Consider the following 11,827-nt stretch of genomic DNA (forward strand, 5'->3'; position numbering starts at 1 on the left):
GAAGACATACACCATTTTTTGATGGATATAGACCACAATTTTATTTTAGAACAACAGACGTAACAGGCACAATAAAATTACCAGAAGGAGTAGAAATGGTAATGCCAGGAGACCATATAGACATGAACGTTGAACTAATAACACCAGTAGCAATGGATGAAGGATTAAGATTTGCTATAAGAGAAGGCGGAAGAACAGTTGGTTCAGGTGTTGTTACTAAAATAGTTGAGTAATTAAAATAATTACAAATTAAAACTATTAAATATTAATAATAAAATTTAATGCGCATTAGTAAAGTATATTTAAAAAAGTTTAAAAAAATATGTTTATTTAAAATATATTTTAATAAATTATATTTTAAATTACTAGAATATATTACAAATATTACAAAACATATTTATAATAAAAAAACATATTTATAATAAAAAAGGAAGGGGACGCCCTTCCTTTTTTATATAATTATTTACATAAATTTAAATAATTATATCAACCATTTTAAAAAATGTCTCAAGAATTTTATAACATTAGCAGCGGTTTTACTGGTGATTTTTTAATTATTTTTATATAGACTTTTTTCAAGTTTTCTTTTTACTCTTTGAAGTGCATTATCTATAGATTTTGCATGTTTATTTAAATCAATAGTTATTAACAGAAATTATAATATATTAAGATATTATAATAATTTCAATTTTGCTTGTATTTGCAAAATTGAAATTACATACATAAGTATTTTGTATAAACTCAAATGCTTAAAACAGAAGAATTATCAAGCGAAGAATTAACTCAATCATATGCATTTTGTATAAACTCAAATAATTATTGACATAATAATATATATAATATATTATGTAATTAAATGCATTGAAGGGAAGAGTAACAAATGGGAATGCTTAAAAGAGAGCTGGAGAGGGTGAAAGCCAGCAGTATGAAAATTTGTGAACATGGCCCCTGAGCATATTATCTGAATAAAAGTAGGATAATACGGCAGCATCCGTTATAATGCACAGTGATAAAAATCTATTTTTATAATAAATAGATAGAGTCACTTAGCAAGGTATCTATGGTAACATAGATACGAATTAGAGTGGTAACGCGTATATTACGCCTCTATGTAGAATTTTCTGCATAGAGGTTTTTTTAAATTTATATATGTATAATGTTAACATAAATTCTTTATATAAATTTTATTCTTATGTTTTTTTATTTAATTTATATATAATGTTTTATTGGATACAAAAGATAAAAATGCAGATGAAATAGTTATTTAATTTACATATATATAATGTTTTATATTAAAAACAATTGATATAGTAATAAATCTTTTATTTAAAGGAGGAGATTTTATGGATAAAAAAACATACTACATTACAACACCAATATATTATCCATCAGCTAATTTGCATATTGGAAATACTTATACAACTGTAGCTGCAGACGCTTTAGCAAGATTTAAAAGATTAACAGGTTACGATGTATTCTTTTTAACAGGTACAGATGAACATGGCGAAAAAATTCAAAGAATTGCAGAAGAAAGAGGAGTTACTCCTAAAGAATATGTAGATGAAATAGTCGCAGGAATAAAAGATCTTTGGAAATTAATGAATATAAGTTATGATAAATTTATAAGAACAACAGATAGTTATCATGAAAAAGCAGTTCAAAAAATATTTAATAAACTTTATGAACAAGGAGATATTTATAAAAGTTCATATGAAGGACATTACTGCATACCTTGTGAATCCTTTTGGACTGAAACTCAACTTATAAACGGTAATTGCCCAGATTGTGGAAGACCAGTCGAAAAGAAAACAGAAGAAGCTTACTTTTTTAAAATGTCAAAATACGCTGACAAACTTATTGAATATATAGAAACTCATCCAGAGTTTATTCAGCCAGAATCAAGAAAAAATGAAATGCTTAATAATTTTTTAAGACCAGGTCTTCAAGATTTATGTGTTTCTAGAACTTCATTTAATTGGGGTATACCTGTAGAATTTGATAAAGGTCATGTAGTCTATGTCTGGATAGATGCTTTATCAAACTACATAACAGCTTTAGGATATAATGGAGAAAATACAGAACTTTATGAAAAATATTGGCCTGCAGATGTACATTTAATTGGGAAAGATATACTAAGATTTCACACAATTTACTGGCCTATTATGCTTATGGCACTTGGACTTCCACTTCCTAAACAGGTATTTGGTCATGGATGGCTTTTAGTTGATGGAGGTAAAATGTCAAAATCTAAGGGGAATGTGGTTGATCCAGTAATTTTAGCAAAACATTTTGGGGTAGATGCTATAAGATATTATTTGCTAAGAGAAATACCTTTTGGTTCAGATGGACTATTTAATAATGAAATATTTATAAAAAAGATAAATTCTGACCTTGCAAATGATTTAGGAAATCTTTTATCTAGAACAGTAGCAATGATAGAAAAATATTTTGGAGGTATTATACCTGCTCCAATTGCAAAAGAATCAATAGATAATGAGCTTATAGAATTAGCTTTAAATACACCTAAAAAGGTAGAAGAAAATATAGATAAATTAAGAATTCCAGAAGCTTTAGGTGAAATTTGGACACTTATAAGAAGGGCTAATAAATATATAGATGAAACAACACCTTGGATACTTGCAAAAGATGAAAGCAAGAAAGATAGATTAGGAACAGTTTTATATAATTTAGCTGAAGCATTAAGATTTGTATCTGTATTAATATCTTCATTTTTACCTTCAACAGCTTCCAAAATAAATGAGCAGCTTTCTATTAACTTAATATCTTGGGATAGTTTATCAGCATTTGATGGTACTGAAGCTAATACAAAAGTAAAAAAAGGAGAGCCTATATTTCCAAGGATAGATGTAGAATCTAAACTTAAAGAGCTTGAAGATTTAAAGCTTAAGTCAGAAAATAAAAAAGAAGAAGAAAAGACTTCTATTAAGCCAATTAAAGAAGAAATAACATTAGAAGATTTTGAAAAAATAGATTTAAGAGTAGCTAAGGTTATATCCTGTGAGCATATTAAAGGCGCTAAAAAGCTTTTAAAGCTTAAGGTAGATTTAGGAGGAGAAGAAAGACAGGTAGTTTCAGGTATAGCACAATATTATAAACCTGAAGATTTAATAGGTAAATATGTAGTATTAGTTGCTAACTTAAAACCTGTTAAATTAAGAGGAGAAATTTCTCAAGGTATGATTCTTGCTGCATCAACTGATGATGATAGCAAGCTATTTGCTGTAACAATACCAGGAGATCTTCCAACAGGAAGTCAGGTAAGATAGAAAATTTCTTAACATAGAAAAATTTTACTAAAATAAATTGATTTTTATATACTCTATGATACTTATAATTATAATTTAAAAAAAAGGAGCTATGACTTTAATGTTTATAGCTCCTTTTTTTATACCTAATTTTTAATATGTAAATTAAACTTTACATATTAAGATATTATAAAAATTAATATTGACTAATTCTGAGTAAAATAGTAGGATATAATAAGACAATTCAGAGTAAAATACTCATATATCATAAAAAGTGATTTAAATCACATAAATAAATAACAATTAATTGTAATATTAATTCAGAGTAAAATACTCATATATTTTGGAGGAGATAATAAATATGGATAAATTATTAAAAATAATAAATTTAAAAACTCAAATAGATGATAAGCAAATACTTAAAGGATTAAACTTAGAAATAGGCAAAGGTGAAGTTCATGCAATTATGGGACCTAATGGTGCAGGAAAATCAACTTTAGCTAACACTCTTATGGGACACCCAAAATACGAAATATTAGATGGTGAAATTATTTTTGAAAATGAAGTTATTAATAACTTAAAAGCAGATGAAAGAGCTAAAAGAGGAATATTTTTATCATTTCAATACCCAGAAGAAATACCTGGGGTTACTGTAGAAAATTTTTTAAGAACAGCAAAAATGGCTATTACAGGAAAACCCTTAAAAATTTTAACTTTTAAAAAAGCTTTAAAGGAAAAAATGGATCTTTTAAATATGAAAGAAGAATATGCACAAAGATACTTAAATCAAGGCTTTTCTGGTGGGGAAAAAAAGAAAAATGAAATACTTCAAATGGCAATATTAGAACCAAAACTTGCTATTTTAGATGAAACTGATTCAGGCCTTGATGTAGATGCTATTAAAACAGTATCACAAGGAGTTAATTCTTTAAAAAACAGTGAAAATTCTATACTTATAATAACTCACCACAATAAAATATTAGATTATTTAAAACCGGATTTTGTTCATATATTAATAGATGGAAAAATTGTTAAAACTTCAGATATTTCTTTAGCAAAAGAAATAGAAGCTAATGGATATGAAGCTTTTAAGTAAATTTTAAATTAACTTCTATACTGTTCATGGGAATCTAGAACGATTAGAAAAAAAGGTCTTATAAAAAGAAATCCCACTAAATCTAGAGCAATCGAATTATTGAAAGATAATATAACTAAAATTGAAGTTATATTAAATAAGAGGTGAATTAAATGGAAGAAAAAATCATAAAAAAGACTTATGTAAATGAGCCAAATAGAGGAATATATGATATTAAAAATGAATTTAAATACAGTTTTAAAACAGAGGAAGGATTATCTTCAGATATTATATTAAAAATATCAAAAGAAAAAAATGAACCTAAATGGATGACAGATTTTAGATTAAAGTCTTTAGAAATATATAATAGCATGGAACTACCTCCATGGGGACCAGATTTAACAGATCTTCACATTGAAAATATAGTAACATATGTTAAACCCAATACAGAAATGAAAGGCAAATGGGAAGAAGTACCAGAAGAAATTAAAAAAACTTTTGATATTTTAGGTATTCCAAAAGCAGAACAAACTTCACTTGCAGGAGTAGGAGCACAATATGATTCAGAAGTAGTTTATCACAGTATAAAAGAAGATTTAGTTAAAAAAGGGGTAATTTATACAGACATAGATACAGCTGTTAAAGAATATGAAAGCATAGTTAAAGAATATTTTATGACTTGTGTTAAACCAAATGATCATAAATTTGCAGCACTTCATGGGGCAGTGTGGTCTGGAGGATCATTTGTTTATGTTCCAGAAGGTGTAGAGGTAGATATTCCTCTTCAATCTTATTTTAGACTTAATGCACCAGGAGCTGGACAATTTGAACATACACTTATAATAGTTGAAAAAGGTGCAAAACTTCATTTTATAGAAGGGTGTTCAGCACCAAAGTATAATGTAAACAATCTTCATGCAGGCTGTGTTGAACTTTTTGTCAAAGAAGGAGCAAGGCTTAGATACAGTACTATAGAAAATTGGTCTAAAAATATGTATAACTTAAATACCAAAAGAGCTATAGTAGAAAAAGATGGAATAATGGAATGGGTATCGGGTTCATTTGGATCTAAAGTTTCTATGTTATATCCAATGACTATATTAAAAGGTGAAAGATCTAAAGTAGAATTTACAGGAATAACTTTTGCAGGTAAAGGACAAAATCTTGATACTGGTGCTAAGGTTATTCATGCAGCTCCTTATACTACTTCAACTATAAATTCAAAATCAATATCAAAAGATGGAGGAAAGGCATTATATAGAGGGGCATTACGTGTAGCGCATAACGCTCACCATGTAAAATCAACAATATCTTGTGAATCGCTTATGCTTGATAATAAATCAAAATCAGACACAATTCCAGTTATAGATTTAATGAATGATGATGTAGATATAGGACATGAAGCTAAAATAGGAAGAATAAGTGATGATGCTATATTTTATTTAATGAGCAGAGGTATAAGTGAAAAAGAAGCAAAAGCTATGATTGTTAGAGGCTTTGTAGAACCTATAGCAAAAGAGCTTCCTCTTGAATATGCAGTGGAAATGAATAATTTAATCAAGCTTGAACTTGAAGGAACTATAGGATAAAAAGTAGATTATTTTAAACAAAAATTATAAAAGGAGGAACAGTACTTTGAAAATAGAAAACACAGCTTTAAATACTCTTCCAGTTATAACATGGAGATGGCTTAAAGTAAATGAAAATATATTAAACAATTTTAAAATTAAAGAAAATTTAACTTATAACAAAGATTTCATAAAAAGTTATGAAATTTCAGATATTACACTTAAAAAAATGAGTTCAGATATAGATTATAATCAATATTTAAAATATTTTAATAATAAGAAAGAAGATTTTGGAGTATCAAAAGAATTTATAGATTTAGCAGAAAAATATTACAATTCAGGAATTTTCATTCATATACCCCAAAATATAAAATTAAAGGATCCAATAAAAATTGAATATAAAATAGATAAAGAAAATCCAGTAGTTATAGATAAAAATATAATAATAGCAGAAGAAAACAGTGAAATTACTATAGTCATAGATTATTCAACTAAAGATGATGTTGAAGCTTTTCATAATGGATTAACTAAAATATATGCAAAAAAAAATTCTGTCATTAACATAGTAAAACTTCAAAGACTTAACGATAATTCTAAGCATTTTGATAGTCATATAGCTTTTGAAGGCTATGGGGCAAAAGTAAATTCTATACAAATTGAACTTGGAGCAGAAATTAGTACTACAAATTATATAAATAATTTAGAGGAAGAAAATAGTGAAGCAAATATAAGTTCTATATATTTAGCTGATGGGAAAAGATATATTGATTTAAGCTATTTAATAAATCATAAAGGAAGAAGAAGTATAAGCAATATAGAAACTAGAGGTGCATTAAAAGACAATGCAAAAAAAATATTTAAAGGTACTTTAAATTTTAAAAAAGGTGCAAGTCGTTCTAAAGGAATTGAAGAAGAATATGCTATACTTTTAGATAAAACAGTTAAGGCTGATGCAATTCCTCTGCTTTTATGTGAAGAAGATGATGTAGAAGGTCAGCATGCAGCTAGTGCAGGTCAAATAGATAGTGATAAATTATTTTATTTAATGAGTCGTGGATTAGATGAAAAAGAGGCTAAAAAACTTATAGTAGAAGCATCTTTTACACCAATAATTGATAAAATTCCAATGGAATATTTAAAAGAAGAAATAACCAAAGAAATACACAGGAGGATTGTAAATGCATAATTTTGATGTAAACAAAATAAGGAACGATTTCCCTATTCTTTTAAAAGATATAAATGATAAACATTTAGTATATCTTGATAATGCAGCTACAACTCAAAAACCCAAACAAGTTATTGATGCAATAAAAAATTATAATGAAATAAACAATGGAAATCCACATAGAGGAGCACATTATTTGTCAGTTGCAGCCACAGAAATTTATGAAAACACCAGAGAAAAGGTAAAGAAATTTATAAATGCGTCATCATCAAAAGAAATAATATTTACAAAGAATGCAACTGAATCTTTAAACCTTGTAGCAAATTCATATGGAATGAATTTTTTAAAGCCTGGAGATGAAATAGTTTTATGTATTTCAGAACATCATAGTAATATTATTCCATGGCAGAGAGTAGCAAAAACTCGTGGTGCTATTCTTAAATATATGTATTTAAATTCTGATTTTAGGCTTTCAATGGAAGAAGTGAAAGAAAAAATAACTAATAAAACAAAAATTGTATCAATTGCACAAATGTCTAATGTACTTGGAACAATATATGAAGTTAAAGAAATTATAGAATACGCCCACTCTAAAGGAGCAGTAGTTTTAATAGATGCAGCACAAAGTGTTCCACATATGAAAGTTGATGTGAAAGATTTAGATGCAGATTTTTTAGTGTTTTCAGGCCATAAAATGCTAGGCCCAATGGGAATTGGCGTTTTATATGCTAAAAAGAAGCTTATAGAGAATATGCCACCTTTTTTATTAGGTGGAGATATGATTGAATATGTTGAAGAACAGGAAACTACCTTTGCAGAAATTCCTTTTAAATTTGAAGCAGGAACACAAAATGTTGAAGGAACTGCAGGGCTTTCTGCAGCTATAGATTACTTAGAAAATATAGGGCTATATAATATTTATAATTATGAAAAAGAACTTACTGCTTATGCTTTAGATAAAATGATTAAGCTTCCATATATTAAAATATATGGCCCTAAAAATTTAGAAAATAGAGGAGGAATAATATCTTTTACTGTTCAAGGATGTCATCCTCATGATATTTCAAGTATTGTAGATACTTATGGAGTTGCAATAAGAGCAGGCCATCATTGTGCACAACCTTTAATGAAATATTTAGGGGTTCCAGCTTTATCAAGAGTAAGCTTTTATTTTTATAATACAAAAGAAGAAATAGATATATTTATAGAAAGTATTAAAAATGCAAGGAAGTGGTTAGGTTATGGATCTTAGTCAAATATATACAGAACTTATATTGGAACACAGCCAAAATACATTAAATAAAAGACATTTAGATCATGCAACATGCACAGAAAGAGGTCATAATCCAAGCTGTGGAGATGATATAGAGCTTGAATTAAAATTTAATGGAGATATTATTGAAGAAGCAGCTTTTACAGGAAATGGTTGTGCTATATCTCAAGCTTCAACTTCTATGATGATTGATATAATTACAGGGAAATCAAAAGAAGAAGCTTTAAAATTAATAGAAACATTTATAGGAATGATTAAAAGAGAAATTACAGATGAAAATGAATTAGAAATGCTTGAGGATGCTATGGCATTAAAAAATATTTCTAATATGCCAGCAAGGGTTAAATGTGCAGTACTTGCATGGCACACATTAAAAGAAGCAATAAATAAAAATAAATAATTTAAATATTTATAGAAAATATTGGAATAAACAACTTTTATAGCCCAATATTTTCTATTTTTTATTTATTTAAAACATTGACCAAACTATATAATTTTTCATATAATATAATAGATGTGTTTTATAGAAAGAAAGGTGAGAAATTTAAAGGAGGGTAGAGTTGTAAAAAATTTAAATTAAAGCGCCAGAACTTAAGAATGTAATAAATCTTAAGTTGACGAGGATGGGAAGTATCGAGATTTCGGCGGATGTCCCACGGTATTGCACTATCGTTAAAAGCTGATAAACCCAAGGAGTGATTCTTGGAACAACATCAGCCTATGTGCTTAAAACCTTTCTTTTATAAAAAATCATAAATATAATTATTGCTAAAATTAAATTATGAAAAAGAAAGGGAGATTTGTAATATGTGTGGAATAGTAGGATATGTAGGGAAAAAGGAAGCATCACCAATTTTAGTAAGTGGACTTTCAAAACTTGAATATAGGGGATATGATTCAGCAGGAGTAGCGATAATAGAAAATAATAAATTAAAAGTTACAAAATGTAAAGGAAGACTTTCTAACCTTGAAGCAAAATTAAATGAAAATCCAATACATGGGATGATTGGTATAGGACATACAAGATGGGCAACTCATGGTGAACCTTCAGATCTTAATTCACATCCACATTCTAATGGAGATGGCACTATAAGTGTAGTGCATAATGGAATAATAGAAAATTATATAGCACTAAGAGAGTGGCTTATAGAAAAAGGATATAAATTTACATCAGAAACTGATACAGAGGTTATACCTCATCTTATAGATTATTATTACGACGGAAATTTAGAAAAGGCAGTTATGAAAGCTGCATCAAAAATGGAAGGAAGTTATGCTATAGGTGTAGTTTCAACTCATGAACCAGGAAAACTTGTAGCAGTTAGAAAAGACAGTCCTCTTATAGTAGGAATTGGAAAAGATGAATATTTTATAGCTTCAGATATTCCAGCTATTTTAAACTATACAAGAGATATTTATCTTTTAAATGATAAAGAATTTGTAGTTATTACAAAAGATGGAGTAAAACTTCTTACAGAAGATGAAGAAGAAATAAAGAAAGATATATATCATGTAACTTGGAATGCAGATGCTGCAGAAAAAGGCGGCTTTGAACATTTTATGATAAAAGAAATTCATGAACAGCCAAAGGCAATAAAAGATACAATGTCGTCAAGAATTGTATTAGGAAAGCCTGTAACTTTAGATAAAATTACATTAACAAAAGAGCAGCTTGAAAATATAAATAAAGTTTATATAGTAGCATGTGGTACAGCTTACCATGCTGGAATGGTAGGAAAGTATGTTATAGAAAAATTAGCTAGAATTCCAGTAGAAGTTGATATAGCATCTGAATTTAGATATAGAAATCCAATAATAGATGAAAAAAGTTTAATGATAGTTATAAGCCAATCAGGAGAAACAGCAGATACTTTAGCAGCACTTAGAGAAGCTAAAAATCATGGAGCAAGAGTTATAGCTATTACAAATGTAGTAGGAAGTTCTGTATCAAGAGAAGCCGAGGATGTTTTATATACTTGGGCTGGGCCGGAAATTGCAGTTGCTTCTACAAAAGCTTATGTAACTCAGCTTATTGCACTTTATATAATAGCTCTTTATTTTGCAGAGCTTAAAGAAACATTATCCAAAGAAGAAATAGAAGAATTAAAGAAAGAAATGCTTAAACTTCCTGAAAAAGCTGAAGAATTATTAAAGCACAAAGAAGTAATTCAAAAATTTGCTTCAAAGACTTATATGCATAAAGATATGTTCTTTTTAGGTAGAGGATTAGATTATGCAGCAGCTTTAGAAGGTTCTTTAAAAGTTAAGGAAGTATCATATATTCATTCAGAAGCTTATGCAGCAGGAGAACTTAAACATGGACCAATAGCTTTAGTTGAAAATGGAACAGTAGTAATATCTCTTGCAACTCAAAAGGATTTATTTGAAAAAATGGTAAGTAATATTAAAGAAGTTAAAACAAGAGGAGCTAATGTATTAGCTATTGCTTTTGAAGAAAATAAGGATATACAAAAAACTGTAGATTCTGCTATTTATATTCCAAAAACACATGATGTATTTTCACCAGTACTTTCAGTAATACCTCTTCAGCTTCTTTCTTACTATATAGCAGTACAAAAGGGCTGTGATGTTGATAAACCAAGAAATTTAGCTAAATCAGTTACAGTAGAATAAATAAAATGTTTAGTTGATTGAGTATTGTATTATACTGTATTCTACAAATAAACTTGTTCAACTGTAAAAAAATCGTTCAAATAGAAAAAAAGTTGTTTAAAAAAATAGAGAGAAAATCAGATATAAAAGCCTGATTTTCTCTTTTTTGTTGAGTTTTATTTTCTTAGATGCCTTTAAATCTTTTTTAAAATATCTATTAAAATTTGAAAATATTGTTTTTTATGAGATGAATATTCCAATAATTACTATTTTAGGATTTATATTATGGGAAAAATTTTTTATTATATAAATTTTTTAAAATTTATATATCATGAGTCATTAAATTGATTTTTTATAAATTTTGCATTAAGAGTTAATATGTTTTTTAGTAGATTAAAAATAAATGATATACTTATGCAAAGTACTAAACATACAATTATTATATTTATGGTGTTCGTATTATTACATTTATTAATCATTAAAAAATTAATTAGTATAATTGAAAATAAAATCAGTAGTTTTATTAACATAAAAAGATTTTGTTTATATAAATATATATAAATATATATTTTTTATTTCTAATTTTTTTATTTGTTTAGGAGCTTTCATTTAAAAATTAATTCTATAGAATTTTATATATTCAAATTAAATAATTTAAGTTATAATATCTATTAATTAAAAACAATTTATTTACAATATTGATATAAGATTATAAATATAAAATTTAATTATTGATTAAACAAAAAACATAATTTTAATATATATTTATAAAATAAAAAAAGATATAGAATTGATATAGATGTAAATGTCAATATAATTTTGTACGAAAAGTGGAAAATAATTTTGTACAAAAAAGAGAATCAATAA

Annotated in this window: 8 protein-coding genes, 2 pseudogenes and 1 other annotated feature; of the genes and pseudogenes, 9 read left to right on the forward strand and 1 reads right to left on the reverse strand. The window is 27.1% G+C overall.

Going from position 1 to position 11,827, the window contains the following annotated elements; translation table 11 throughout:
* Positions 1–233: EF-Tu C-terminal domain-related protein (locus tag EGD97_RS11885; protein WP_456064400.1), on the forward strand; the 233-nt coding region annotated here is incomplete at its 5' end.
* Between the two features lie 317 nt (positions 234–550).
* Here the strand turns inward: EGD97_RS11885 and EGD97_RS12765 are convergent.
* A pseudogene (locus tag EGD97_RS12765) lies at positions 551–646 on the reverse strand (RNA polymerase sporulation sigma factor SigH); the annotation flags it as partial.
* 206 nt (positions 647–852) lie between these two features.
* Positions 853–1,112 (forward strand) — a binding site (T-box leader).
* A 231-nt stretch (positions 1,113–1,343) separates the two neighbouring features.
* Here EGD97_RS12765 and metG point away from each other — a divergent pair.
* From metG to glmS, 8 genes and pseudogenes are all read left to right on the forward strand, one after another.
* Positions 1,344–3,287, forward strand: coding sequence for a methionine--tRNA ligase (gene metG, locus EGD97_RS11895; protein ID WP_078683286.1), 1,944 nt, complete (start codon positions 1,344–1,346; stop codon positions 3,285–3,287).
* A gap of 340 nt (positions 3,288–3,627) precedes the next feature.
* The gene (gene sufC, locus EGD97_RS11900; RefSeq protein ID WP_078683285.1) at positions 3,628–4,362 is read left to right on the forward strand and encodes a Fe-S cluster assembly ATPase SufC; all 735 of its coding nucleotides are present in this window, start codon (positions 3,628–3,630) and stop codon (positions 4,360–4,362) included.
* Positions 4,363–4,381: 19 nt separating this feature from the next.
* A pseudogene (locus EGD97_RS12820) lies at positions 4,382–4,494 on the forward strand (transcriptional repressor LexA); the annotation flags it as partial.
* Positions 4,495–4,514: 20 nt separating this feature from the next.
* A complete protein-coding gene (sufB, locus tag EGD97_RS11910; protein WP_127837523.1) occupies positions 4,515–5,930 on the forward strand; it encodes a Fe-S cluster assembly protein SufB in 1,416 nt (471 codons plus the stop codon).
* Positions 5,931–5,976: 46 nt separating this feature from the next.
* The gene (gene sufD, locus EGD97_RS11915) at positions 5,977–7,095 is read left to right on the forward strand and encodes a Fe-S cluster assembly protein SufD (protein WP_127837524.1); all 1,119 of its coding nucleotides are present in this window, start codon (positions 5,977–5,979) and stop codon (positions 7,093–7,095) included.
* Complete coding sequence (locus EGD97_RS11920) at positions 7,088–8,326, forward strand: cysteine desulfurase (RefSeq protein WP_127837525.1); 1,239 nt, start codon at positions 7,088–7,090, stop codon at positions 8,324–8,326. The genes sufD and EGD97_RS11920 overlap by 8 nt, the downstream gene beginning before the upstream one ends.
* Entirely contained in the window at positions 8,316–8,747 is a 432-nt protein-coding gene (sufU, locus tag EGD97_RS11925) for a Fe-S cluster assembly sulfur transfer protein SufU (RefSeq protein ID WP_127837526.1), read from the forward strand. Before EGD97_RS11920 ends, sufU begins: the two co-directional genes overlap by 11 nt.
* A gap of 407 nt (positions 8,748–9,154) precedes the next feature.
* Positions 9,155–10,981, forward strand: coding sequence for a glutamine--fructose-6-phosphate transaminase (isomerizing) (gene glmS, locus EGD97_RS11930; RefSeq protein WP_127837527.1), 1,827 nt, complete (start codon positions 9,155–9,157; stop codon positions 10,979–10,981).
* The last annotated feature ends 846 nt before the right edge of the window (positions 10,982–11,827 follow it).

Source organism: Clostridium prolinivorans, assembly GCF_004011155.1.
Lineage (GTDB): Bacteria > Bacillota > Clostridia > Clostridiales > Clostridiaceae > Clostridium_AT > Clostridium_AT prolinivorans.

Coding starts and splice junctions, on each gene's coding strand:
- sufU (WP_127837526.1), top strand. CDS start 8,316: ATGGATCTTAGTCAAATATATACAGAACTTATATTGGAACACAGCCAA.
- glmS (WP_127837527.1), top strand. CDS start 9,155: ATGTGTGGAATAGTAGGATATGTAGGGAAAAAGGAAGCATCACCAATT.
- sufB (WP_127837523.1), top strand. CDS start 4,515: ATGGAAGAAAAAATCATAAAAAAGACTTATGTAAATGAGCCAAATAGA.
- sufC (WP_078683285.1), top strand. CDS start 3,628: ATGGATAAATTATTAAAAATAATAAATTTAAAAACTCAAATAGATGAT.
- metG (WP_078683286.1), top strand. CDS start 1,344: ATGGATAAAAAAACATACTACATTACAACACCAATATATTATCCATCA.
- EGD97_RS11920 (WP_127837525.1), top strand. CDS start 7,088: ATGCATAATTTTGATGTAAACAAAATAAGGAACGATTTCCCTATTCTT.